Below are 24,181 nucleotides of genomic sequence, written 5' to 3' on the forward strand. Positions count from 1 at the left end.
AAAGTAGCGCTTTTTTCGTATCTAGATAATGAAAGGTGTGATTGGATGAGTAGAGTAGAAAAATATAAAAAATATCTTCCAGTTTTTGTAGTTATTATTGTTGCAATCAGTGTTATTTATATCTTTGTTCCCAAAAAAGCCACCGTTTCTGATTGGGAGGAATTACCAATGGAACAGTCAGAAACTCCTCCCGTAGAAATAACATCTAGTTCGAGTTCAGCGAAAATGGTCATCGATATTAAAGGTGAAGTAAAAAAGCCGGGCGTTTATGAACTAGAACCGGGCGCTCGGGTAGAAGAAATTGTACTGTTAGCTGGTGGATTTACGGATAAAGCAGAAGAACGTCAATTGAATTTAGCAGAAAAATTAACGGATCAGCAAATGATTTATGTTCCTAATAAAGAAGAGGCCAAGGAATTATCTATACCATCCGTAACCAATGAAGGCAATACGAGTAAAGAATCATCCTTAGTTAATATTAATACAGCAGACCTCACAGAATTACAAACACTTACAGGCATCGGTCCTGCAAAAGCGCAAGCGATTATCGACTATCGAGATGAAAATGGGCAGTTTAAAACAATCGAAGAATTAAAAGAAGTGAACGGCTTTGGTGAAAAGACAGTTGAAAAATTAAAAGAATCAATCACAATATAAGAAAATGTTAAATTTTCATAGTTATTTTACAAATAAATTTGCACGATAACTCAAAGTTGGATAAAGTTAATTCAGTTGAGAGAAAGAAGAGAATAACTTTGAAAAATAAATTATTATCGGGAACGTTTTGGCTATCTGCCGCTAATATGATTTGTAAAATATTAGGAATTGTTTACTTGATTCCGTGGTTAATGTTCATGGGGAATTATCAGGAACAGCACCAAGCGCAAGCGCTATACAATGTAGCATACTTACCTTATGCGTTATTTTTATCTTTGGGTACTGCAGGATTTCCCAGTGGGATTGCCAAAAAAATAGCAGAACTAAGTCATCAAAAAAATCAAGAAAAGCCAAGAGAACTCTTTCGAAGTGCCTTAGCAGTTATGGAAGTTATTGGTATCGTATCAGCGATTTTAATGTTTTTGTTTGCACCTGTTTTAAGCAAGATTAGTCCAGTTGCTAATCAAGAAGCAGCAATTTATGCGATTCGTAGTTTGTGTCCGTCCTTGCTAATCATTCCAATATTAAGTGCTATTCGAGGATATTTTCAAGGGTCAAACTTAATCATGCCTTTTGGAATTTCTCAAGTAGTTGAGCAGTTCGTTCGAGTAGTAGTTATCGTTGGTGGAACCTATTATATTCGCGTTATTGCAGGTGGTGATATTTTATCAGCGGTTGTGATTAGTACCTTTGCTTCTTGCGTTGGTGGGATTGTCGCTATTTTGTATTTAGTCGCTTTAGGTAAAAAAGAAGGGTTATTTCGTTTGCGAGATTTCTTTATTTTACCATTGCATTATTTACGAAAGTCAAAAGAAGTGACCATCGATATTATCAAAGAGTCACTACCGTTTGTATATGTGGGATCGGTTGTTTCGTTAATGCAATTAATTGATCAAGTGTCACTAAAACCTATTATTCAGTTTCTGAAACCGATTTTCAATCAAACACAATTAGAGACATTGTATACTTTTGCATCAGCGAATCCCAATAAACTGACTCCTTTGTTACTTTCGATTATTGGTTCAATTACTGTGACCTCATTGCCATTATTAAGTACGTTAAGGAACAAAGAAGATTTACTGACAGGAGTTTCAGATACATTACGTTTATCACTAACTGTATTATTACCTTCATCAGTCGGCATGATTTTATTATCGATTCCATTAAATACAATCTTTTTTGGTTATAATTTAGCGGGTAGTATGTATTTGGCATTAGCTATAGCAGCAACCTTTTTAACTGGTCTTTTTACGGTATTATTGTCGATTTTACAAGCACTAAATGCCCACCGCAAAGCTATTTATTTTACGACACAAGTGCTTGTCTTCAAATTGATTTTACAAGTTCCTTGCATCTATTTTTTTGAAGGAACTGGAATGTCATTAGCCTCAATTTTAAGTTTAATGTTTTCGGTTGTGGGAGCATATCGCTTCATTACGCGGACTTTTGCGATTCATCCATTAAAATATGCTCGTACATACTACTTAAAAGTTTTACAAGCAACCTTCGCAATGGAGATTAGCTGTATCATGTTATTCCTTGGTTTATCTCAGGTGCTGACAATCAATAGCAAAATGCATTCAGTTATTTTAGTGAGTTGTATTTCCTTAGCGGGTGCCTTAGTATTTCTTGGAATTGTATTTGGTAAAAATATGAAGAGCATATTGTTAAATTTCTTACAGCGCTCGTAATCAAACGAATGTCTCAAAAAAAGAGACATTCGTTTTTCTTATTGCTTTCTTTTGGGTTTTATTTTAAAATGCAACTAGATACCCGTATTAATTAGGGATAAAAATTTTACTAAGTTTATAAACAATATTTATAAACTTAAGTTGATAGGAGTGATAAGATGAAAAAATATCAAGGCGTTATTTTTTTTGATTTAGATGGGACACTATTAAATAAACAATCAAAAATAAGCGAAAATAATTTAAAATTATTAACACAGCTAGAAGAAAAAAATTATCTAACGGTGATTGCTAGTGGACGGTCGCCTATCGAAATTGAAGAGATTACCAAAGGAACAGCGATTCATTCTTATGTCAGCTTGAATGGACAATATGTGGTCATTGAAGGCGAAGTTTTTGCAAATCATCAAATTGAAAAACAATTGATGGCTGATGTATTAGCTTTCGCAGGAAATTTAGGGCATCCTGTGGCTTGTTATACACCTTTTGACTATCGTATTAATTTTATTGATGAGGCGACTGAAAAGTTATACGAATTAGATAACGCTCCGTTACCAGAAATTGATCCAAATTTCCATCAAAATGCAGATATTAACATGTTGTATTTATTTAGTGAAAAAGTGAAAAATGATCGCTTATTACAAGAACGTTTTGATGAGACGTTAACTTTTTACCGAGATAGTCCATTTTCAATGGCAATTGTAAATAAAAATCGTTCGAAGAAAGCTGGAATTGAAGAACTATTGCAGCGTTTAGAATTGTTGGATGAAACAAATACGTATGCTTTTGGTGATGGTAATAACGATATTAGTATGTTTGAAGTAGTTACACATGCAATTGCGATGGGAAATGCCAACGAACAAGTGAAAGAAGCAGCTACCTTTATTACCTATGATCACGAATCAGATGGTATTGAATTTGCTTTAAAACAGTTAAATATTTTATGATTTTTTATAAGGAGGAAAGGCATTGAAAGCACATAAACCGACAAATGTAAAATATCATAATTTGGAAATACTTCGACAAATTTTTCGTAGCGGGGCTAGTTTTTCTTCAAAAGAACTTTCTGAACGAACGGGTTTAAGTGTGGTCAGTATTAATAAATTATTAATAGATTTAAAAGAATCTGGCGAAGTGCTTACTCAAGAAGAAGCAGTAGTAACAGGAGGGCGACGTGCAACAGTCTATCGTTATAATCCTAATGTTAAACAACTATTAATTTTGCAGTTTGCAGAAGCAGGAACCGACATGGCAGGACATCTTTTTGTGCATAATTTGTTTGGGGAGATCATTAATCAGTGGTTATTAACTGCTGACGAATTAGCCTTAGAACCACTAAAACAAAAAATCCACCAAATCTTAAACGAATATCCGGCAATTGAACTCCTAGTATTTGGTATTCCAGGTGCAGAATTAGAAGGTAAGTTACAAATTATGGATTTTGAACCATTATATAATTTGAACTTCCGACAATTAATGGAAGATGAATTTTCTTTGGCAGTCTTAATTGAAAATGATATTAATGCAGCAACATTGAGCCATTCTTTGAATCAAGCAACACAAGATATTTTTGTATCATTGTATTATCCAGAAAATTATCCACCGGGTGCAGGAATTGTCATCAATGGTAAAATTTTCCATGGCAAACATGGACTAAGTGGTGAAATAAAGCATTTGCCATTAGAGCATCAAGGCGTTTTCCCTAAAGACTTTGTGAGTTTAGAGAAACAAATCGAAGAAGTCTTACAAACAATTATCAGTATGTACGATCCGACACAAATTGTAGTTTATACGAATGTTACACAATTTTCTGAAATCGTTCTTCAGGAAATTAGAACGCGTTTAAAAACGATTTTTCCTTATTTTGAACTACCAGAAATTCGTTTAGCAAAGACCTTTCAAGAAGATTATTTAAATGGTCTTGTACACTTAGGCTTAAATTATTTAATAAGCAAGGAGAAAAGATAATGGAAAAAGATTTTGATTATGAACAAATGTTAGCAGGAAAATTGTATTTTGCACCAAATATTTTCCCTGAAAATGGCTCGTTAGCAGGGAAAAAACTAGCACAACAAATTAATCAGGAACCAATTGAAAATAAAGAAGCAATCGTGGCACTTGAAAGAAAATTATTTGGTAAAACAGGGGGATTTTTCTATGTGAATCCACCTTTATATGTAGATTACGGTCGCCACGTGGAAATTGGTGAAAATTTTTATGCCAATATGGATTGTGTCTTCTTGGATGTCAATAAAATTATTTTTGGAGACAATGTTATGGTTGGACCGCGTGCAGGTTTTTACACTGCGGGGCATCCGACTGATCCAACTGTACGGATAAAAGATTTGGAATTTGGCTTACCCATCAAAGTGGAAGATAATGTATGGATTGGAGCAAACGCAACGATACTACCCGGTGTAACCATTGGTAAAAATTCAATTGTAGGTGCAGGCGCGGTAGTGACTAAAGATGTGCCAGAAAATACAATTGTTGGAGGGAATCCTGCTAAGGTTATTCGTAATATTACTGAAAAGGACAAACAGAAGTGGGAAACAGAAATGAAAGAATATTACACAAAACTGGAAGAACATAAGTGCTAGATAAGGCAAAGTAACTGTCAAGAAGTCAGTATTTTTTTATAACTAACAAGCATTACTTCTCATTTTTTTAATCCATATTCTTGTGTTATGATGAAATGGTATGGAGGTGAAGAAATGAACAATTCTCGTCTAACAACAAAAGAGAAAATCCTAGATTTATTAAAAAAACGAACTAGCATGACCGTTAATCAGTTAGCACAAGAACTGGAAATTACCGAAATGGCTGTTCGTAAACATTTAAATGCTTTGGATCGAGATGCTTTTCTCAAAATTTCAGAAGAGAAGCAACCTATGGGGCGTCCTGTTCAATTTTTCTCATTATCTAGTAAAGCGGATAGCCTATTCCCGAAAAATTACGATAATTTAACAGTCGATTTTTTAAATGATTTACATGATATGCAAGGCGATCAACTGATTAATCAATTATTTGAAAATCGTGGGAAACGTTTAGCAAATAAATACATTCCCTATATGGAACAAGCGCAAACCAATACTGAAAAAGTTCAAATATTACGAGATATTCAAGCAGAAAAAGGTTATATGGCAGATGTTATTCAAGTCACACAAAATAAATTTGAACTAATTGAACATCATTGTCCAATTTTTGAAGTTGCTAAAAATTTTAAACAAGCCTGTCATTGTGAGACAGCCATGTTCAAAGATGTCTTAGGTACATCAAGAGTTGAGCGAACGCAATGTAAAGCAGATGGTGAAAACCATTGTCATTTCATGATTGTATTTGAAGAAGAAAAGATAAAAAGCAAGTAAGAATTTGTGAATAAAGTGATTGACTTTTACTACTTACTTGCTTTAAACTTAATATACTTTCTAAACTAAAAGGTTTATAAAGTATAAATTGTTTGGAGGAATTTAAATGACTACATTTTCATTACCAGAATTAAAATACGCTTTTGATGCTTTAGAACCAGTAATTGATCAAACAACGATGGAAATTCATTATGGGAAACACCATCAAACGTATGTAAATAATCTAAATGCGGCTCTTGGAGGTCATGCGGAATTAGCTGATAAATCTTTAGAGGACTTATTAACTCATTTAGATGAACTACCTGAAGCTATTCAAACGGCAGTTCGTAACAATGGCGGAGGTCATTTTAATCATTCCTTCTTTTGGGAAACATTAACAGCACCAAAAGAAAACAATCTGCCAACTGGAAAATTAGCAGAAGCAATTGATCAAACTTTCGGCGACTTTGATAAATTCCAAGAAGAATTTGCTAAAGCTGCGACTGGTAGATTTGGTTCTGGTTGGGCTTGGTTAGTTTTAAATGAAGATAAATTGGCTATTACAAGTACACCAAATCAAGACAATCCAATTTCAGAAGGCAAAACGTCCCTTATAGGCTTGGATGTTTGGGAACATGCGTATTATTTGAATTATCAAAACAGACGACCTGAATATGTAACAAATTTCTTTAAAATTATTGACTGGGATACAGTTTCTGAAAAATACGAAGCAGCATTAAATTAAACTTTTAAACAAGATAAGATGCCAAGCGCCTCTTATCTTGTTTATTAATAAAAAGGATTCGTAAAATAGCTAGGGAAGTAGGTTATAGATAAATGACAGTTCATTCGTTTAAGGAAGTGATGGCAAATTATCCTACAGGAGTCACAGTGGTAACGACTTTTGATGGAAAGAATGAGCCGATTGGTTTAACAGTTAATTCATTTGCCTCAGTATCCGTTGATCCATTATTAGTTTTATGGTCTATTGGGAAAGAGTCTTCCAATTATAAAACATTTCAAGAAGTCGACCGCTTTACTATTAATATCTTAGCGCATCATCAAAAAGAAATCGCTTTGTTATTTGCAAATCGTGAGCAAACAGAGGTCCGTTTTCAAAAATGTGATTGGTATCAATCAGAGCATCAGGTACCTGTTTTGGAAAATGTGGCAGCAGCGTTACAATGCAAATTATATAAACGTATCGATGCTGGTGATCATCTAGTTTTGATTGGTGAAGTTATAGATATTACTCATGAAGACGTCTTGCCATTATTGTATCATCAACGAAAAATGGGAGAATTTCCCACAAGTTTTTAAATAAAAAATTATGAGAGGAAACGAACATTGACTATTTACGATATTACAATTGTTGGCGCAGGTCCGGCGGGGATGTTCGCTGCCTTTTATGCTGGAATGCGCAATGCCAAAACGAAAATTATTGACACCTTACCGCAACTCGGTGGTCAACTGTCCACCTTGTATCCTGAAAAATACATTTATGATATTCCGGGATACCCTAAAATTAAAGCGGGTGATTTGGTACAAAAATTGGAAAAACAAATTATTACGTTTAATCAACGCTATTGCTTAGAAGAACAAGTCTTAAAAATTGAGCGCCAAGAAGACGGCATCATTGAAGTAACGACGAATAAACGAACGCATTATTCACGTGCGGTTATTTTAGCCTTAGGCAACGGCTCGTTCCAACCACGAAAATTAACCGTACCGAATGCTGAAAATTTTGAAAACTACGGCATTGATTATTATGTTCCGGATTTGATGAAATACGCTGGGAAAAAAGTCGCCATTGCTGGTGGCGGTGATTCTGCGATTGATTGGGCGTTGATGTTAGCCCCAATTGCTGCCGAAGTCTCTTTGATTCATCGTCGCTCAGAGTTTCGCGCGCATGAACATAGCGTCAATCAATTAAAACAATCCTCCGTTAACATTATGACCCCTTATATCATTAAAGATGTCGTGGGAGAACGAATGTTAGAAGAGATTTACCTTCAAGAACCGAAAAGTGACGAGACCGTTCGTTTATCTGTGGATTATTTAATCGTGAATTACGGTTTCTCCTCTTCGTTAAATTTAAAAGACTGGGGCATTACGAGTTCTCGTCAAGGGATTCCGGTTCGTTCGGATATGCGTAGCTCGATGGAAGGTGTTTATTGTTGCGGGGATATCACGTTGTATGACGGCAAAGTCAATTTAATTGCGACAGGATTTGGGGAAGCACCCACTGCCGTAAATAATGCCTTACATTACATTAATCCAAAAAATCGCACACAGCCTGCGCATAGTACCAGTTTAAATCTGGAAGTTGAATAAACTATTTTCGTTCGTTTAGCTGTACATTGTTATAAAAGTTGAAAAAATCAGAGATAAGCCTATCAGTATGATGGGTTTATTTTTTTGTTGACTTAAAGTCAAGGTGAAGTTGTATAGTAGAATTATCCTAACAAATATTGGAGGAATGAATCATGGTATTAAATGAAAGTTATACACTATCAAATGAGGTAACAATTCCTAAATTAGGTCTAGGAACATGGATGATTGACGATACAAACGTTGCGACGATTGTTAAAGAAGCGTTGGCTATTGGCTATCGTCATATCGATACTGCTCAGGCTTATGGGAATGAGCGTGGTGTTGGAGAAGGTGTTCGTCAGTCAACTGTTGCACGAGAAGAAATTTTTGTTACTACAAAATTAGCCGCAGAAATTAAAGATTATGATGAAGCAGTCAAGGCAATTGATGAATCATTAGAAAAAATGGCACTTGATTATATTGATTTAATGATTATTCATAGTCCACAACCTTGGAGCGAATTTCGTAATGGCAAACACTTTTTTGAAGGGAACTTGCAGGCGTGGAAAGCTCTAGAAGAGGCTTATCAGTCAGGAAAATTACGCGCGATTGGTGTGTCTAATTTTGATCAAGTGGATATTGAGAATCTGATTGAAAATGGGACAATCAAGCCAATGGTGAATCAAATCTTAACGCATGTCGGCAAGACGCCACTACCGTTGATTAACTATTGCCAAGAAAATAATATTTTAGTAGAAGCTTATTCACCAGTTGCACATGGTGAAATTTTAAAACATCAAGAAGTAATGGAAATGGCGAAAAAATATGAGGTTTCTGTACCACAATTATGTATTCGTTATTGTTTACAATTAGGACTTCTGCCATTACCTAAATCAGAAAATATCGAGCACATTCGTAGCAATGCTTCGGTCGATTTTGAAATTACCGCAGAAGATTTAGAAGCTTTGAAAAAGATTGGTTTAGAGAATTATGGCGAATACAGTGATTTTCCAGTATTTAGTGGAAAACTATAAAATCGTCATTGATTCGTTACTAAGGAGGTATTTTGAATGTATCAGGTAAATGCAAAAGCCGTATTTGGACCCGAAGATAATTTTCAAACGACACGAATTGAACGGCGAGAATTACAAAATGATGACGTATTAATTGAAATTAAATATGCTGGAATTTGTCATTCCGATATTCATACTGTAAGAGGAGAATGGGGCGAAGTGGCGTATCCACTGGTCCCGGGACATGAAATTGCAGGGATTGTATCTGCGGTCGGTTCTAGTGTCAAGAAATATCAAGTAGGTGATCGCGTAGGAGTGGGCTGTATGGTTGATTCTTGTGGAGAATGTCAACAATGCAAAGAAGGCGAAGAGCAGTACCCATGGTCACACAGGTACGTATGCAGCTATTGATAAATATGGTCACTATACGCAAGGTGGTTATGCTTCTCATATTGTGGTAACAGAAGCATTTGTTGTACGCATTCCAGAATCAATCCCTTTAGAAAAAGCAGCTCCCTTATTATGTGCAGGGATTACGACCTATTCGCCATTAAATCATTGGCACGCAGCAGGAAAAAATGTGGCAGTAGTTGGATTAGGTGGTTTGGGACATATGGCAGTAAAGATTGCGAGTGCGATGGAGGCGAATGTCACTGTTTTATCACAAACGTTAAGTAAAAAAGAAGACGGTTTAAACTTTGGTGCGCACGCTTATTATGCAACCTCTGATTCAGAAACGTTTAGTCAATTAAAAAATTCGTTCGACTTAATTATTAACACTGTGAGTGCAGTTTTGGATTATGATAGTTACTTAAATCTTCTGAAGTTAGATGGCACGCTGGTCAATGTTGGCGCACCAGCAGATGCAGCTTCGTTACACATCAGTCGTTTAATTTCTGCACGTCGTTCATTTGCAGGTTCGGCAATTGGCAGTATTAAAGAAACGCAAGAAATGCTTGATTTTTGTGGAGAACATCAGATCATGCCAGAAATTGAGTTGATTTCTGCAGACAAGATTGATGAAGCCTACGAACGGGTGCTTCGTTCGGATGTTAGGTATCGTTTTGTCATTGATACCAAAACAATTTAATCTAAGATTCCTTTAAAAAGTTAGAGTAGACTCTAGCTTTTTTTGTTTATTAAACAATTGCTCTTTTTATAATGAATCATACGTGTTGACTTAACCTTAAGTTTAAGTGCTACACTAATTTTAAACCTAATAAGAGAGGACAAGATAAGATGAAAAAAATAGCGGAAAAAGTAATTATTATTATGGGCGCATCTAGTGGAATCGGTGAAGCCACTACGACTTTACTTGCAGAACATGGTGCAAAATTAATTATTGCTGCGAGAAGAGAAGAACGTTTGAAAGCATTGAAAGAAAGTATACCTGAAGCGGCAATTGATTATTTAAAAGCAGATGTAAGAAAGATAGAGGATGTTCAAAAAGTAGCAGATTTTGCGTTAGAAAAATACGGGCGAATTGATGTCTTATATAATAACGCAGGAGTTATGCCGACTGGCGCGCTAAGTGAAAATCGCCGTGAGGAATGGCAACAAATGTTAGATATTAATATTATGGGTGTATTGAATGGTATTTCAGCTGTTTTGCCTACTATGATTAAGCAGAAAAGTGGACACATTATTTCAACTGATTCAGTTGCTGGACATGTTGTCTATCCAGACTCAGCTGTTTATTGTGGAACTAAATTTGCTGTACGTGCCATCATGGAGGGACTACGTCAAGAACAACGATTAAACAATATTAAATCAACCATCATTTCACCCGGAGCTGTAGCAACAGAATTATATCATACAATTAGTGACAAAAAAGTTGCATTAGCTTTACACGAAGACCAAAAAGAAAATGGTTTAACATCTGAAGATATTGCCCAAGCTGTTTTATTTGCAATTGATACGCCTGATAGAATGTCTGTAAGCAATATGATTATTCGCCCAACTTCTCAAAGTGTCTAAACCAACGGAGGTAAATATGAAGATTCAAGAATTTAACGACTATGTAGCTGATGGGAAGCTTATTCGACCAGGAACTGAGCAACAAAAAATGCTATCATATCTTAGCAATGAAGCGAGAAAAATTACAACAAAAATGAATAGAGATTATTATTCTAGTCAAGAAATACGTCAATTTATTTCCGAATTAACTGGCAAAGTAGTGGATGAAACATTGAGTATTTTCCCACCTTTTTACACTGATTCAGGCAAAAATATCACATTGGGGAAAAATGTGTTTATAAATGCGGGCTGTAATTTTCAAGATCAAGGCGGAATTTTTATAGGAGATCATACCCTGATTGGTCATAACGTTGTGCTTGCCACTTTAAATCATGGGATTCAACCGGAAGACAGGACAACGTTGTACCCGGCACCTATTATTATCGGCAAGAACGTTTGGATTGGTTCAAATGCGACCATTCTTCCCGGAGTGACTATTGGAGATCATTCAATTATTGCTGCAGGAGCCGTGGTTTCAAAAAATGTTTCTCCTAATACAATTGTTGGTGGTGTTCCAGCTAAAGTAATAAAAACCATTGAAATTGCTTCTGACATATAATCAAAAAGAGGCTCAATAGCATAACATATTCACCGAGTAAATTTGAAATTATCAATTTACTCGGTGAATTTTATTTTTCAATAATCGTATATTTTTCAATATCACTTCGAAGCTGTTTTAAAAAAGTGGAAGAAGCTTTAGAAAATACCTGATGCTTTTTCCATATTAAATACAAATTAGCAGTCAAATTGGGATATAACGGTCTAAAACAAACAGTAGGATTACTGTAGGTATCAATCAGTTTATCTAAGCAAATAGCGTATCCTACGTTTGCTTCCACCATTTTTGCTGCATTATAAATTAAATTATAGGTGCAGCGAATATCTAGGTTTTTGATATTCTTTCCAAACCATCCCGATAATTCATTGTAGATAATCGATTGCTGGGATAAAATTAATGGTTGATTGGTCAAATCTTCAGGTGAGATTACTTTTTTTAAGGACAAGTCACTGTCTCTGTGCATTAAAACGCCCCAAGTGTCTTTAATAGGAAGTTGCAAATAATCATAAGCATTTTTATCAACGGGGGGATCAACAATAATTCCAAAATCTAGTAAACCATTTTCTAATTTTTCAAAAATTGCTTCGGCATTTCCACTATATAAATGAAATTGCACATCTTGATGTTGATCGGTCACATTTTTAACCGATTGTGCAATAATTCTGATAGCATCAGATTCGCCACTACCTAGATGAATTTCACCACTAATTGTTTTTGTTGAATTTTTGAAGTTTGCTTCGGTTTTTTCGGCTAAGCTAACAATTTCTCGAGCTTTCGATAACAAATACATGCCTTCATTGGTGAGGGAAATTCTTCTGTTTCCTCGAATAAATAATTTTACGCCTAATTCTTCTTCCAACTCACTTAATTGCCTTGAAAGCGTGGGCTGTGAAAGATGGAGCTGTCTGGCAGCGCCTGAAATTGTTTGTTGATCGGCTACGGCAATAAAATATCTTAACAATCTAAATTCCATGTATATCTCCTATGCTTTTTAGTTATATATATGTATTCAATATAGGTATTTGATATTTCTATTCTAACATCTTATGATTATCTTGAACAGCTGAGCAAAATATTTTTAAGCTGATAAAGGACTAGTTTAATAGGAGGACATTAATCATGGGAATTTCCGAAGTAGCAAAAATTATAGGCGTTACACCAGTTACCTTACGATACTATGAGCGTATGGGGTTAATACCACCTGTAAAACGAAAAAATGGTGGTGTTCGAAGCTACTCTTATGAAGATATCAAAAAATTAAAAATGATTACTTGTTTAAGAAGTGCAGGATTATCGATTGAGGCGCTTCTTAGATATACAGAAATTGATAATCTGTCACAAAACAATCAAGAATCTAAGAAAAAGTTATTAGTCAATGAGCGTTCCAAATTAATTGAGCAATATTATGAATTAGGTCAAACAATTGAACGTTTAAATCATAAAATCTCTGAACTTAACAAAGATTCAAGCCAATTTCACAATCAAGCTATGTGAGATAGAAGAAATTAAGAACTGTAGATTATAAACTATAGTTCTTTTATTTTATACATGATAAAAAGAGTGAATTTTACGTTGACTTAACCTGTAGATTAAGGAGTATTATCTAGAAGAATAGTCTGAAAGAAAGGAGGTCCGAAAAATAACTTGAATGTTAAAGTGAAATCAGACTAGTTATTTAGAAATAAAATAGGGATTGTTACTCTTATGAGGCATTACCCGAAAAAGCGATAACAGCTTTTTTTGGTATGTACTTATAGGAGACTTTTTTTTGAGAGAAAGGTGATTAAAATATTTTCCAAATTAATAAGAGAAAGGATAGCTTTTAGCTTCTTAAATGATAGCGTTTTATTTTTGTCATTTGATGTAAATGTTGGACTATTAGTAACTAATAGCAAAAAACTCTCATCTATAAAAGAAACTTGAGGTTACTCTAAGAAGGAGTGGAAATGTGCTAGAAGTTATTAAAAAAATAAATAATAATTTTGCAATTTGTTTAGATAGTAATGGCACCGAATTAATTGCTTTTGGCACCGGAATTGGTTTTCCTAAAACACCGTATATTTTAAATGATTTAAGCAATGTTAAGCGGACATATTACGGTGTAAATAATCAATATATACATTTGTTAAATGAACTATCTGAAGAAATATTTGTTTTAACAGAAAAAATTGTTGAAATGGCACAAATAGAAATATCTAGTGAAATTCCCTCAGTAAGTATTTTTGCTTTGGCAGATCATATTAGTTTTGCTGTCGAGAGATATAAAAAGAAGATTCAAATAAAGATGCCAGTCTACTATGATTTTAAGCAATTTTATAAAAAAGAATTGGAAGTAAGTACAAAAGCTATAGCTTTGATTAATGCTCAACTAAATGTCTTTTTACCTAAAGAAGAAGCAATTGGCATTGCAATGCATTTTATTAACAGTATAAATAATACCGATGCTGATAAGGCATATGTCTTTGATGAGCGGTTTATTATAAAAAAATTAACAGAAATTATTGAACAAAATTTTAATTTGTCAATAAACCATGATGGAATGAACTATGCAAGATTTGTTTCTCATATTCAATATTTGCTTAAACGTAGAGAAGGAAATGCGCTCATTCAAAGTGATAATAACAGGGTTTTTACAAGCATTAAAATAGAATATCCTAAAGCCCATCAATGTGCCATTAAAATGAAATACTTTCTTGAAAGCACCATTCATTGGCGTGTTTCGGATGAAGAATTACTGTATCTAATATTGCATATTAATCGTTTATGTGCACGTGAAGATTCTAAATAAATTTTATGGAGGATAATTATGAATAAAAAAAATGAATTTAATGATTTAGCTGAAAAAATAATAGATGATTTAGGTGGAAAAGAGAATATTGCTTTTTTTACACATTGTATGACTCGTTTGAGATTCAATGTAAAAGATCGAGCAGCTGTTAAAGAAGATGAAATTGGTCAATTAGCAGGAGTGATTGGTGCTCAGTGGTCGGGTGAACAATATCAAGTTATTATTGGACAAAATGTTGGAGATGCCTACCAAGCAATTATTAATAAGACAGGTCTTTCAGGAGATAAAAAGCAATTACAAGAAACAGAACAAAATGAGGTAACTCCAGTTAAGAAAAAATTTGGAATCGGTATGATATTTGATGCCTTTGCAGATTGTATTTCGCCACTTTTACCAGTGTTAATTGGTTCAGGTATGTTAAAAATTGTCACATTAGTTTTAAGTTTAACCAATGCTATTAGTACTGAAAGCGGTACGTATATTATTTTAGATTTTGCAGGAGATGCTGGTTTTTATTTCTTACCCGTTTTTGTAGGAGCAACTGCAGCTAGAAAATTTGGTGGGAATATGGGATTAGGTATGATGCTAGGTGCAATGTTAATCCATCCTAATTTTATTAATGCTTTAGTTGAAGGAGAGTTAAATTTTTTAAGTATCCCAGTTTATAATGCTTCATATACAAGTACAATTTTCCCTACAATTATTGCTGTCTTTGTAATGAGTCAGGTTGAAAAACAAGTTGTCAAATACTCTCCTGTAGCAATTCGAGCAGTTCTAGAACCACTAGTAACATTACTAATTATGATTCCATTGACGTTATGCTTGATTGCACCAGTAGGAGCGATTTTAGGAGTTTATTTCTCTGCAGCAGTAATGTGGTTATATGATACAGTTGGATTTTTAGGAGTAGCAATTTTAGCAGCTGCATGGCCATTCATGGTATTAACGGGGATGCATTCAGCAATCACACCTTATTTAGTTCAATCTTTTGCGACATTAGGGTATGAACCAATTGCTTTAACAGCAATTATTATTGCTAATTTAAATCAAGGGGCAGCTGCAGCAGCTGTAGCAGTGAAATCAAAGTCAGCAGCAATTAAATCTTCAGCAGCTACTTGTGCAATTACAGCGATTACGGCAGGTGTAACTGAACCAGCAATGTTTGGGATAAATTTAAGATTTAAAAAACCAATGATTGGTGCAACTATAGGTAGTTTTATTGGTGCAGCAATTGCAGGACTTGGGGGTGCTTATGCCTATTCCTTTGCAGCAAGTGCTGGGATTTTTGCTTTTCCTATTTATATTACAGATAATATTCAAAATTTACTTTGGATGGTTGCAGGGTGTAGTGTCGGAATGGTAGTAACTTTTGTCATTAATCTATTTGTTTATACAGAAGAAATAACTCCACCTGCACCAGTGGCTAATTCAGTAGATGAAAAAGTACTAACCACACAACACGCATAATTAAAAACACGAATGAGTGGACGGTGTTATCCAACCAACTCATTCGTGTTTTTGTGATGTTTTTTAAGCAGTAGTCGCTATTTTATTTCTAAGGATAATAACAAAAATACTTAAAATGGCGAAAATAATGGCGCCAAACAAAGAATAGATAGTTCCAAATTGACTGATGAAGATTCCACAGATAATTGGTCCAAATGTTGTTCCAAGATTAGCAGCGGTTAGAAATAGTCCGTTTGAAAAATCTGGCGCTTCTGGTCCAGCCTCAGCAATAACATATTGATTAATATTAGCGATAATTCCAGCGATAATGCCAAGAATTGTTATTAATAAAACAGTTATGCCAGAAAGGGTACCAGTTAAAAAAAGTAAGACATAAGTCGTTATTAAAGCAAAGGGAATAATGAAAATGGTTTTGTTAGCGTTGGTAGTAAGCACACGACCTGCGATGATATTTCCTAAAATATTAGTTAACCCATAAATTAAGAGGACAAAACTAATCATCCGTGTAGATAAATACGTGACATTTTCTAAGAAGTCAGAAAGATAACTGTAGAAGCCAAATAATGCACCATTCAAAAGAATGACTAAAATAATTGCAACTAACATTAACGGCTTTTTCAAAACACTCACTTGTTTTCCATAAGACAATACTTCTGTAACGGGCATTGAGGGTACAAATAGCAAAGTAGCAAGTAACATAATGCCATTTACAACGGCAAAAAACAACATCGACATTGCAAAAGAAAATTCAGTTGCGATAAAACTTGTGACGGGGACACCAAGAACCATGCCAGCAGAAACACCAATAAAAACTTTCGCAACGGCTCTTGCTGACTCGCTTCGTTCAACAGAGGTTCCAGCGACAGTTAGGGCCATTGAAACATAAATTGGGTGAAATGCTGCAGGAATAATTCTTGCTAGAAGCAACAATGTAAAATTCGGTGCAAACATGGAGAAAATATTGCTTGCTGTAAAAATTGTTAAAGCAAGTACCATCACAGTTTTCCTATTTACTTTGGAAAATAATAACGGCATTGTGGGTCCGGCAATTGCAACAACCAAGGCAAAACCACTGACTAATAAACCAGCCGTAGGTACGCTTACATGGAATTCTTGAGCAATTAGCGGGAGAATCCCGATAATTCCCATTTCTGTATTCATGATACCAAATACACCAATCGTCAAAATGAGAATGAGTAGATTTTTATTGTCTTTCAAATTATTTCGCTCCTTTCATCTGTAGTTTTATCTTACAGGTTAATCTACAGGTGAAGTCAAGATGATTTATTTTAGCAAATAGAGATTGACTTAATCTGTAGGTCAAGTGATACGATAAGGATGAAATGATTATTTGGGAGGTTAGAAAAATGGTTTTTAAAAAAGACTTTTTATGGGGCGGTGCGACAGCTGCCAATCAATGTGAAGGAGCTTATGATGTTGATGGTAAAGGTTTGTCGGTTGCAGATGCAATGCCAGGTGGACGTGAACGAATGTCGATTATTTCATCACCAAATTTCAATTGGGATGTTGAACTAACGAACTATCGTTATCCGAATCATGTTGGGATTGATCATTACCATCGTTTTAAAGAAGATATTACATTATTTGCTGAGATGGGTTTCAAAGCATATCGCTTTTCAATTGCTTGGAGTCGTATTTTTCCTAAAGGAGATGAGTTGGAACCAAACGAAAAAGGCTTAGCGTTTTATGATGCGCTGATTGATGAATGTTTAAGCTATGGTATTGAGCCGGTGATTACTATTTCTCACTATGAAATGCCACTACATCTAGCCAAAGAATATGGTGGCTGGAAAAATCGACAGTTAGTTGCTTTTTTTGAACGCTATGCCAAAGTGATTCTTGAGCGTTATGCACACAAAGTAAAATATTGGATGACTTTTAATGAAATTAATTCTGCGATAGAGTTTCCCGCATTATCTCAAGGGTTAATCCCTTCAACAGGTTCAGATGATTATACGAATCGTTTTCAAGCGTGGCATCATCAATTTGTTGCAAGTGCCTTAGCTGTAAAAATTGGAAAAAGCGTAAGGGAAGATATTCAAATCGGTTGTATGCAAATTTATGCGCCTTTATATGCATTCGATAGTAATCCAGAGAATCAATTTGCTTCTCAATTGAAACAACGTGCGTTTGATTATTTTACCAGTGATGTCCAAGTTCGTGGTTATTACCCTACGTATATCAAGCAATTGTTAAAAACCTACAATGCGACTATGCCTGTCATGGAAGAAGGGGATGAAGAGCTACTACGTGACAATACTGTAGACTACATCGGCTTTAGCTATTATATGAGTATGGCAATTAACGAAACAAGTGCTGAAGAAACAGATCCGGCAGCAGGTAACTTAATGGAGGGAGTGCGTAATCCATTTCTAGAAGCGAGTGAATGGGGCTGGCAGATTGATCCTTTAGGTTTACGTATTTCATTAAATGATCTTTGGGACCGTTATCAAGTACCTTTATTTATTGTAGAAAACGGGTTAGGTGCCAAAGACACAATCGACGAAAAGGGAGCAATCAATGATGACTATCGAATTGAGTATTTAGCTAAGCATATTCAAACAATGAAAGAGGCTGTAGAAGATGGTGTCGATTTGATGGGCTACACACCATGGGGTTGCATTGATTTAGTTGCAGCTTCCACCGGTGAGATGAGTAAACGTTATGGTTTCATTTACGTCGATTTGGATGATGAAGGGAATGGAAGTTTCAATCGTCAAAAGAAAAAATCATTTAATTGGTATAAAAAAGTTATTGCATCAAATGGTGAAGATTTAGAAAATAATTAGTTAAAACAGAGAGACAGCATCGTTTGTCTCTCTGTTTTGATTTAAAAGACTTGACTTAAACTAAAGGTTAAGGTTTAACATATAAAAAAGGCATATTCGTTTTGAAAATAGGAGGAACATCAATGACACAAAAAGTAACGCTTGCGGGGAAAAAAGTCCATCCTATCGGAATAGGTACTTGGAACATTGGCAATCACACAATTGATAGAGACAAAGAAATTACAGCAATTCAAAGGGGAATTGAGGCTGGCGCGCAAGTCATTGATACAGCTGAAATGTATGGGAAGGGTTTGTCTGAGCAGTTAGTTGGCGAAGCTATTCATCATTTTTCACGCGAGTCACTTTATTTAATTTCAAAAATTTTGCCTGAAAATGCTTCAAAAAAACAGCTCCCACAAAGTTTAGAAAAATCTTTGCAGCGATTAGCAGTTGATTACTTAGATTTGTATTTATTGCATTGGCAAGGTGCCGTTCCTATAGAAGATACGATGGAAGCAATGGAAAAAGCTAAGAAAGCGGGCAAAATTCGAGCGTGGGGTGTCTCTAATTTTGATACGAGGGATTTGCAAAAAATGACCCAGTTACCACACGGACAAGAATGTATCGCCAATCAAGTCAAATATAATTTGTTTGACCGTGGCATTGAATATGATTTACTTCCCTATATGCAAAAACAGCAAATGACGATGATTGCCTACTCTCCGATTGTTAAGGGTGATTTTTCTGGCATCAATCGCCAACAAAAAATGGTCTTACAAGAAATTGTTGAACGTCACCAGATAAGTATCCCCCAATTATTTTTAGCTTGGAGTATCCGAGATAATCATACAATTGCTATTCCTAAAGCCAGTAAGGTGGAGCACATGTTAGAGAACCTTCAAGCAGGAGACATTTCATTGACGCAACAGGAATACGCTCAAATCGATCAAGTATTTTGTAAACCAACTAGCAAACAAAGTTTAGCTTTATGGTAATCATGGAACAAACAGTGAGAAAGGATGTTTAATATGAGAGTATTAGTTATTGGTGCCAATGGACAAATCGGGAAATTATTAGTGGATAGATTACAACAATCTGGACATACGCCGATTGCAATGATTAGAAGTAGTGAACAAATCGAACAATTTTCAACACAAAAAATTCAAACAGTGTTGGGGGATTTAGAACAGTCGATTACCCAATTGGCTGCACAGATTGTAGAAGTGCAAGCAGAAGCCATTGTATTTTCAGCGGGCTCTGGGGGACATACTGGTGCAGATAAAACTCTTCTGATTGATTTAGATGGGGCAATTAAGATGATTGAAGCAACAGAACGTTCGGGCGTGAAACGATTTGTAATGGTTAGTGCCATTGGCGTTCACAAATGGCATGACGATGAGGTCCCACAGGAAGTCAAAAAAGGTTCATATTATAGTGCGGCGAAATATTATGCCGATTGCTGGTTAGAACTCAGTAAACTAGATTATACAATTTTGCGACCAGGACGATTAACCAATCATACAGGCACTGGAAAAATCCAAGTTGGCAGAGACGTACCGTTTGAATCAATTGCTCGTGAAGATGTAGCAGAAGTAATTGTTTCAATTTTAGATAAAAAAAATACATTCGGAAAAGCCTTTGATGTAATAAACGGAGAACAACTGATTTCAGAGGCAATTCATTCTATTTAAGAAAGGAGCAAGTTGATTGAATATTTCAGAAGCAGCCAAATATTTTGGCTTAACTGCAGTCACCTTAAGGTATTATGAACGCGTAGGAATTATTCCTCCTGTCAAACGAACTAAAGGAGGCATTAGAAACTATCAACAAACCGATCTTGATTGGATTGAATTTATCAAGTGTATGCGTGATTCGGGATTATCTGTGGATTCATTAATGAGATATACAGAATTATATCAACTCGGCAATGATACGATTTCTGAAAGAAAACAATTATTAATAGAAGAACGTAATATTCTCTTAAAAAAATATAATGAAATGGGAACTACGCTAAATCGTCTAAATCAAAAAATTCAAGACTATGAAGACGGAAAGTTTGTAACGCCAGAACAAACAACAGAATAAAAGGAGTGAAAAATATGTCACAATGGACCAAAGAAGAACTAGCAGCAATTGCCAAAGATGAAAATTTATATCTATCAATTCCTAATTCAGATGGAACGATGCATAAACCAGCCTGGATTTGGGTGGTACAAGCAGGGAATGAGCTATATTGTCGAGGCTATTTTGGCAGAAATGCTCGTTGGTATCAATCAGCTAAACGAGAAGGTCATGGTCATCTTTCAGTCGGTGGCGTTGAAAAAGAAGTTCGTTTTGAATTTCCTACAGATGAAATAACCAATAACCATGTCGATGAAGGATATCGCCAAAAATACGCCGAAAGTCCGTATCTAGCACCGATGATTGGAACTGCTAGAGAAGCAACCGTGCGTTTGATTCCTAAAAATGAATAGCATCAAATACAATCGTTTTGTTCCTTCACAAAGCGATTGTTCTATTTAGTAAGTGTGATTGTTATTGGGCTATCTCCTCTTCCTAAGGCTTCTTTTAAATCACTCGGGTTAGCGATGTTTCCTAGAGGTGTATACGAATAAGATGTTGAAAAGTCTTCATAAAAAAGTACCAACGTATCTGACCCAAACAACATTAAATCACCCGCCTGGATGGTCTGAATTGATTCTGGATTGGTAGGAAGCTTTTGCGGGAGATGATAATATTTTTCATTGCCATTTAATTCAGTCATAGTCATATCTAACGGCAATAATTTTTTGAAAGCAGTCGTAGTTGGACTACTTATTAACGTGCCTGCAAACGTTTGCTCATTAATAGTAATTGAAATAGCCGTATTCGTTTCAGTCATTTCTACAGAAGTATTATCTGAAGAAGCTGGACTTATATTAGTATTAGTGTGACGGGTGGTTTTTTCATGTGAAGCACAACTTGTTAAAAATCCTAAGAGTAAGAGATGTAGTAGTGTATGTTTTTTCATAATAAATCGCCTCCTAAAATCAGTGTACTGCTTAAACTAAAGGTTAAGTCAATTTTTTTGTGAAAAAATCGCTATGATGCTGGTTGTGTCCGCTTTTTTGCAAAAAGATAAGAATAATCTCTTGACTTACTATAGTACCAAAAGCAAAAAGATCATTGATTTCTTTGTTTCCTATAATGTACCAGAAACTCCGAATGCGAAAATATCGCAAAATCCTTATATCGAAGCGAGTGATTGGGAATAGTCAATCGATGCTCAAAGCTATTACCATTGATGGGGTAGATTTAATGAGTGACACTACTTGGGGAATTATTGACATTGTGAGCTTCGGTACTGGAGAAATGGAAAAACGCTTAGATAAAGTTAATGAAGGTGTTGTGAACGTTAAATCGTAGTGAGAAAGATTCTTTCTATTCGTATCAAAAAATTATCGAAACAAATAGTGAAGAATTAGAAAAAAACAAAGCAAACGATTTTTTTAGAATCGTTTGCTTTGTTACTTGACTTAAACACAAGGTTAAACGGTATCATAAATAATAATCGTTAAGGAGGCGTTGTTTAATGTCCTATAAAGTTATTTGCCATATGGCGATGTCTATGGATGGGAAAATAGCAGGAGCGTATTTAGGAACTGAAAATTTTTCACCTTATGGAAAAATATATGATGAATTACTCATGCGTTTTAATCTAAATAATTGGATATGCGGACGAGTTACCTTTCAACAAGATATCACTAATGACCAACCGATTGAATATTCCAGCCAGCGACCAATGATTTCATCACGTGAAGATTATTTGGCCGATCCATCAGCAAAAAGTTATGCAATTGCTATTGATCCTGATGGGAAAATCGGTTGGCCGAGCAATCAAATTGGTGAAGAATATCCTGAAAGAAAAGGCGATCATATTGTCGCTATTTTGAGCGAAGCTGTTTCTGATGAATATTTAGGTTATTTGCAAGAAAAACAGATTTCTTATATTTTTGCAGGAAAAGATAAACCATTATCTTTAAAAGTAGCTTTAGATAAGTTATCAGATTATTTTAAGATTGACACTTTCTTAATAGCTGGTGGCGGGATTATTAATGGTTTTTTTGCACAAGAAGAATTGATTGATGAATGGAGTTTACTAATTATTCCAACTATTGAAGGAACGTTTGCAGCGACATCTTTAGTGGAAACACCAATGACTAATGAGATTTTCAAACAAAACTATGAGCTTAGCAAAATAGAAAAAGTCGGAGAAAATGGTGTTTGGTTACGTTATAAAAAACAAGCATACACAAGGTAAATCGTGCAATCATACGATACTATTGGTATGATAAAGAAAAGCAAGCAAAATTTTTTGTTTTGGTCATTCGTGAATAGACAAATGTTGGACAAAGTAGGTAGAAAAACGATTTCTAACTACTTTTTTGAAATTTATCAAGAAGGGGGTCAAACAATGAAGCGGCTAATAATTTTAAGTAGTGTTTGGTTAGTTTTGTTAACAGCTTGTTCTTCAACTGAGCAACCGATCGTGGAAGATTCAGCGACTGTACAAGTGGAACAAGCAGAAGTCGTTATCTTAGCAACGGAGTTAGAGGTACCATGGTCCATTCAAAAATATGACAATAGCTTTTATATCAGTGAACGTTCAGGAACGATTGCCAAAATTACGGATGGAAAAGTACAACGACAAACAGTTCATTTAAGGGACGAGTTATCTGATGTTTCCGAAGCGGGTTTACTGGGATTTTTATTAGCGACTGATTTTGAAGAGTCACAAGAAGCCTTTGCATATTATACGTATGTAACTCAAGCAGGTACATTCAATAAACTGGTAAAATTACGTTTAAACGACAGTCAATGGGAAGAGAGTAGGGTATTGCTGGATGGACTTCCAGGTGGCAATTATCATGACGGTGGACGATTAGCAATTGGACCAGATGGGAAATTATATGTGACTGTAGGTGATGCGCATCAACTAGAAAATGTTCAATCTTTAGATTCGTTAGCAGGTACCATTTTACGAGTAAATCTTGATGGAACGATTCCTGCAGATAATCCTTATACAGAAAGTTATATTTATAGTTACGGCCACCGTAATCCTCAAGGTCTTGCTTGGACATCAGATGATACAATGTATGCGAGTGAACATGGAAATAGTGCCAATGATGAAATTAACCACATTGAAGCTGGTAAGAATTATGGTTGGCCAATTATTGAAGGCCAAGATGAACAAGCTGGGATGGAAGTTCCTCTATTTACCTCAGGAGCAAATACAACCTGGGCACCCTCAGGAATGTCTGTATGGCAAGATAAATTATATGTTGCCGGATTACGAGGAAGTGCTATCTTTGAAGTGAATCTAGAGACGAAAGAAATGCGTTCTTTCCTTGAAGGGTATGGAAGAATTCGTGATGTCTTAGTGGAAGAAGATACGCTTTATTTTGTGACAAATAACTTAGATGGTCGTGGAAATGGTGAAGAAGATGATGATAAGTTGTATCAACTAACGCTAGAATAATTGTTTCTAGCGTTAGTTTTTTTGCT

The 24,181-nt window shown here is 35.2% G+C and carries 28 protein-coding genes; 25 read left to right on the forward strand and 3 right to left on the reverse strand.

Annotated elements, in window-relative coordinates:
* Positions 1-45: 45 nt before the first annotated feature.
* The 14 genes from AC4BC7_RS02455 to AC4BC7_RS02520 all read left to right on the forward strand — a co-directional run bounded on the left by AC4BC7_RS02455 (position 46) and on the right by AC4BC7_RS02520 (position 11,593).
* On the forward strand, positions 46-657 hold the full coding sequence (locus tag AC4BC7_RS02455) for a helix-hairpin-helix domain-containing protein (protein ID WP_207940338.1): 612 nt from the start codon (positions 46-48) through the stop codon (positions 655-657).
* A gap of 98 nt (positions 658-755) precedes the next feature.
* A complete protein-coding gene (locus AC4BC7_RS02460) occupies positions 756-2,348 on the forward strand; it encodes an oligosaccharide flippase family protein (RefSeq protein ID WP_490503727.1) in 1,593 nt (530 codons plus the stop codon).
* A 158-nt stretch (positions 2,349-2,506) separates the two neighbouring features.
* On the forward strand, positions 2,507-3,292 hold the full coding sequence (locus AC4BC7_RS02465; protein ID WP_490503729.1) for a Cof-type HAD-IIB family hydrolase: 786 nt from the start codon (positions 2,507-2,509) through the stop codon (positions 3,290-3,292).
* Between the two features lie 22 nt (positions 3,293-3,314).
* A complete protein-coding gene (locus AC4BC7_RS02470; RefSeq protein ID WP_490503730.1) occupies positions 3,315-4,313 on the forward strand; it encodes an ROK family protein in 999 nt (332 codons plus the stop codon).
* Complete coding sequence (locus tag AC4BC7_RS02475) at positions 4,313-4,945, forward strand: sugar O-acetyltransferase (RefSeq protein ID WP_207940342.1); 633 nt, start codon at positions 4,313-4,315, stop codon at positions 4,943-4,945. The genes AC4BC7_RS02470 and AC4BC7_RS02475 overlap by 1 nt, the downstream gene beginning before the upstream one ends.
* A 114-nt stretch (positions 4,946-5,059) precedes the next feature.
* Complete coding sequence (locus AC4BC7_RS02480) at positions 5,060-5,713, forward strand: helix-turn-helix transcriptional regulator (RefSeq protein WP_207940343.1); 654 nt, start codon at positions 5,060-5,062, stop codon at positions 5,711-5,713.
* 106 nt (positions 5,714-5,819) lie between these two features.
* Positions 5,820-6,437 (forward strand): superoxide dismutase, encoded by a 618-nt coding sequence (locus AC4BC7_RS02485; protein ID WP_490503731.1) that lies wholly within the window; start codon positions 5,820-5,822, stop codon positions 6,435-6,437.
* A 92-nt stretch (positions 6,438-6,529) separates the two neighbouring features.
* Positions 6,530-7,012 (forward strand): flavin reductase family protein, encoded by a 483-nt coding sequence (locus AC4BC7_RS02490; RefSeq protein ID WP_207940345.1) that lies wholly within the window; start codon positions 6,530-6,532, stop codon positions 7,010-7,012.
* A 27-nt stretch (positions 7,013-7,039) separates the two neighbouring features.
* Positions 7,040-8,026 carry an NAD(P)/FAD-dependent oxidoreductase gene (locus tag AC4BC7_RS02495; RefSeq protein WP_490503732.1) on the forward strand — a complete coding sequence of 329 codons (987 nt, stop codon included), beginning with the start codon at positions 7,040-7,042 and terminating at the stop codon, positions 8,024-8,026.
* Between the two features lie 152 nt (positions 8,027-8,178).
* Positions 8,179-9,039, forward strand: coding sequence for an aldo/keto reductase (locus tag AC4BC7_RS02500; RefSeq protein ID WP_490503733.1), 861 nt, complete (start codon positions 8,179-8,181; stop codon positions 9,037-9,039).
* 36 nt (positions 9,040-9,075) lie between these two features.
* Positions 9,076-9,429 carry an alcohol dehydrogenase catalytic domain-containing protein gene (locus AC4BC7_RS02505; protein ID WP_490503734.1) on the forward strand — a complete coding sequence of 118 codons (354 nt, stop codon included), beginning with the start codon at positions 9,076-9,078 and terminating at the stop codon, positions 9,427-9,429.
* Positions 9,356-10,108 carry an NAD(P)-dependent alcohol dehydrogenase gene (locus AC4BC7_RS02510; RefSeq protein ID WP_490504401.1) on the forward strand — a complete coding sequence of 251 codons (753 nt, stop codon included), beginning with the start codon at positions 9,356-9,358 and terminating at the stop codon, positions 10,106-10,108. The genes AC4BC7_RS02505 and AC4BC7_RS02510 overlap by 74 nt, the downstream gene beginning before the upstream one ends.
* 149 nt (positions 10,109-10,257) lie before the next feature.
* Entirely contained in the window at positions 10,258-10,995 is a 738-nt protein-coding gene (locus AC4BC7_RS02515) for an SDR family oxidoreductase (RefSeq protein WP_490503735.1), read from the forward strand.
* A gap of 16 nt (positions 10,996-11,011) precedes the next feature.
* On the forward strand, positions 11,012-11,593 hold the full coding sequence (locus AC4BC7_RS02520) for a sugar O-acetyltransferase (RefSeq protein ID WP_490503736.1): 582 nt from the start codon (positions 11,012-11,014) through the stop codon (positions 11,591-11,593).
* 70 nt (positions 11,594-11,663) lie between these two features.
* Here AC4BC7_RS02520 and AC4BC7_RS02525 read toward each other — a convergent pair whose 3' ends face one another.
* On the reverse strand, positions 11,664-12,566 hold the full coding sequence (locus AC4BC7_RS02525) for a LysR family transcriptional regulator (RefSeq protein WP_490503737.1): 903 nt from the start codon (positions 12,564-12,566) through the stop codon (positions 11,664-11,666).
* Between the two features lie 146 nt (positions 12,567-12,712).
* On the opposite strand from AC4BC7_RS02525, the gene AC4BC7_RS02530 reads away from it, so the two are divergent.
* The 3 genes from AC4BC7_RS02530 to AC4BC7_RS02540 all read left to right on the forward strand — a co-directional run bounded on the left by AC4BC7_RS02530 (position 12,713) and on the right by AC4BC7_RS02540 (position 15,848).
* Positions 12,713-13,087 (forward strand): MerR family transcriptional regulator, encoded by a 375-nt coding sequence (locus AC4BC7_RS02530; protein WP_207940352.1) that lies wholly within the window; start codon positions 12,713-12,715, stop codon positions 13,085-13,087.
* A 454-nt stretch (positions 13,088-13,541) separates the two neighbouring features.
* The gene (locus tag AC4BC7_RS02535) at positions 13,542-14,381 is read left to right on the forward strand and encodes a PRD domain-containing protein (protein ID WP_490503738.1); all 840 of its coding nucleotides are present in this window, start codon (positions 13,542-13,544) and stop codon (positions 14,379-14,381) included.
* Positions 14,382-14,399: 18 nt separating this feature from the next.
* The gene (locus tag AC4BC7_RS02540) at positions 14,400-15,848 is read left to right on the forward strand and encodes a PTS transporter subunit EIIC (protein ID WP_490503739.1); all 1,449 of its coding nucleotides are present in this window, start codon (positions 14,400-14,402) and stop codon (positions 15,846-15,848) included.
* Between the two features lie 63 nt (positions 15,849-15,911).
* Here AC4BC7_RS02540 and AC4BC7_RS02545 read toward each other — a convergent pair whose 3' ends face one another.
* Entirely contained in the window at positions 15,912-17,066 is a 1,155-nt protein-coding gene (locus AC4BC7_RS02545; protein WP_490503740.1) for an MFS transporter, read from the reverse strand.
* A gap of 149 nt (positions 17,067-17,215) precedes the next feature.
* Here AC4BC7_RS02545 and AC4BC7_RS02550 point away from each other — a divergent pair, with 149 nt between their 5' ends.
* From AC4BC7_RS02550 to AC4BC7_RS02570, 5 genes are all read left to right on the forward strand, one after another.
* Positions 17,216-18,658 carry a glycoside hydrolase family 1 protein gene (locus AC4BC7_RS02550; RefSeq protein ID WP_490503741.1) on the forward strand — a complete coding sequence of 481 codons (1,443 nt, stop codon included), beginning with the start codon at positions 17,216-17,218 and terminating at the stop codon, positions 18,656-18,658.
* 122 nt (positions 18,659-18,780) lie between these two features.
* Positions 18,781-19,632, forward strand: coding sequence for an aldo/keto reductase (locus AC4BC7_RS02555; RefSeq protein ID WP_490503742.1), 852 nt, complete (start codon positions 18,781-18,783; stop codon positions 19,630-19,632).
* Positions 19,633-19,665: 33 nt separating this feature from the next.
* Entirely contained in the window at positions 19,666-20,328 is a 663-nt protein-coding gene (locus AC4BC7_RS02560) for an SDR family oxidoreductase (RefSeq protein WP_490503743.1), read from the forward strand.
* 16 nt (positions 20,329-20,344) lie between these two features.
* Entirely contained in the window at positions 20,345-20,722 is a 378-nt protein-coding gene (locus AC4BC7_RS02565; protein ID WP_490503744.1) for a MerR family transcriptional regulator, read from the forward strand.
* A 14-nt stretch (positions 20,723-20,736) separates the two neighbouring features.
* Positions 20,737-21,111 carry a DUF2255 family protein gene (locus tag AC4BC7_RS02570; protein ID WP_207940360.1) on the forward strand — a complete coding sequence of 125 codons (375 nt, stop codon included), beginning with the start codon at positions 20,737-20,739 and terminating at the stop codon, positions 21,109-21,111.
* Between the two features lie 41 nt (positions 21,112-21,152).
* Here AC4BC7_RS02570 and AC4BC7_RS02575 read toward each other — a convergent pair whose 3' ends face one another.
* Positions 21,153-21,647, reverse strand: coding sequence for a cyclophilin-like fold protein (locus tag AC4BC7_RS02575; RefSeq protein ID WP_490503745.1), 495 nt, complete (start codon positions 21,645-21,647; stop codon positions 21,153-21,155).
* A 251-nt stretch (positions 21,648-21,898) separates the two neighbouring features.
* Between AC4BC7_RS02575 and AC4BC7_RS02580 the strand changes: the two genes are divergently transcribed.
* From AC4BC7_RS02580 to AC4BC7_RS02590, 3 genes are all read left to right on the forward strand, one after another.
* Positions 21,899-22,042: a hypothetical protein gene (locus AC4BC7_RS02580; protein WP_490503746.1), complete on the forward strand. Its 144-nt coding sequence runs from the start codon at positions 21,899-21,901 to the stop codon at positions 22,040-22,042.
* Between the two features lie 166 nt (positions 22,043-22,208).
* Positions 22,209-22,937, forward strand: a complete 729-nt coding sequence (locus tag AC4BC7_RS02585; protein WP_490503747.1) for a dihydrofolate reductase family protein — start codon at positions 22,209-22,211, stop codon at positions 22,935-22,937.
* Between the two features lie 153 nt (positions 22,938-23,090).
* Positions 23,091-24,155 carry a PQQ-dependent sugar dehydrogenase gene (locus AC4BC7_RS02590; protein WP_490503748.1) on the forward strand — a complete coding sequence of 355 codons (1,065 nt, stop codon included), beginning with the start codon at positions 23,091-23,093 and terminating at the stop codon, positions 24,153-24,155.
* Positions 24,156-24,181 lie beyond the last annotated feature (26 nt).

This window comes from Enterococcus sp. AMC1623 (genome assembly GCF_058216495.1).

Coding starts and splice junctions, on each gene's coding strand:
- AC4BC7_RS02590 (WP_490503748.1), top strand. CDS start 23,091: ATGAAGCGGCTAATAATTTTAAGTAGTGTTTGGTTAGTTTTGTTAACA.
- AC4BC7_RS02505 (WP_490503734.1), top strand. CDS start 9,076: ATGTATCAGGTAAATGCAAAAGCCGTATTTGGACCCGAAGATAATTTT.
- AC4BC7_RS02475 (WP_207940342.1), top strand. CDS start 4,313: ATGGAAAAAGATTTTGATTATGAACAAATGTTAGCAGGAAAATTGTAT.
- AC4BC7_RS02520 (WP_490503736.1), top strand. CDS start 11,012: ATGAAGATTCAAGAATTTAACGACTATGTAGCTGATGGGAAGCTTATT.
- AC4BC7_RS02455 (WP_207940338.1), top strand. CDS start 46: ATGAGTAGAGTAGAAAAATATAAAAAATATCTTCCAGTTTTTGTAGTT.
- AC4BC7_RS02465 (WP_490503729.1), top strand. CDS start 2,507: ATGAAAAAATATCAAGGCGTTATTTTTTTTGATTTAGATGGGACACTA.
- AC4BC7_RS02490 (WP_207940345.1), top strand. CDS start 6,530: ATGACAGTTCATTCGTTTAAGGAAGTGATGGCAAATTATCCTACAGGA.
- AC4BC7_RS02555 (WP_490503742.1), top strand. CDS start 18,781: ATGACACAAAAAGTAACGCTTGCGGGGAAAAAAGTCCATCCTATCGGA.
- AC4BC7_RS02485 (WP_490503731.1), top strand. CDS start 5,820: ATGACTACATTTTCATTACCAGAATTAAAATACGCTTTTGATGCTTTA.
- AC4BC7_RS02580 (WP_490503746.1), top strand. CDS start 21,899: ATGCTCAAAGCTATTACCATTGATGGGGTAGATTTAATGAGTGACACT.
- AC4BC7_RS02570 (WP_207940360.1), top strand. CDS start 20,737: ATGTCACAATGGACCAAAGAAGAACTAGCAGCAATTGCCAAAGATGAA.
- AC4BC7_RS02560 (WP_490503743.1), top strand. CDS start 19,666: ATGAGAGTATTAGTTATTGGTGCCAATGGACAAATCGGGAAATTATTA.
- AC4BC7_RS02540 (WP_490503739.1), top strand. CDS start 14,400: ATGAATAAAAAAAATGAATTTAATGATTTAGCTGAAAAAATAATAGAT.
- AC4BC7_RS02525 (WP_490503737.1), bottom strand. CDS start 12,566: ATGGAATTTAGATTGTTAAGATATTTTATTGCCGTAGCCGATCAACAA.
- AC4BC7_RS02480 (WP_207940343.1), top strand. CDS start 5,060: ATGAACAATTCTCGTCTAACAACAAAAGAGAAAATCCTAGATTTATTA.
- AC4BC7_RS02500 (WP_490503733.1), top strand. CDS start 8,179: ATGGTATTAAATGAAAGTTATACACTATCAAATGAGGTAACAATTCCT.
- AC4BC7_RS02575 (WP_490503745.1), bottom strand. CDS start 21,647: ATGAAAAAACATACACTACTACATCTCTTACTCTTAGGATTTTTAACA.
- AC4BC7_RS02585 (WP_490503747.1), top strand. CDS start 22,209: ATGTCCTATAAAGTTATTTGCCATATGGCGATGTCTATGGATGGGAAA.
- AC4BC7_RS02515 (WP_490503735.1), top strand. CDS start 10,258: ATGAAAAAAATAGCGGAAAAAGTAATTATTATTATGGGCGCATCTAGT.
- AC4BC7_RS02550 (WP_490503741.1), top strand. CDS start 17,216: ATGGTTTTTAAAAAAGACTTTTTATGGGGCGGTGCGACAGCTGCCAAT.
- AC4BC7_RS02530 (WP_207940352.1), top strand. CDS start 12,713: ATGGGAATTTCCGAAGTAGCAAAAATTATAGGCGTTACACCAGTTACC.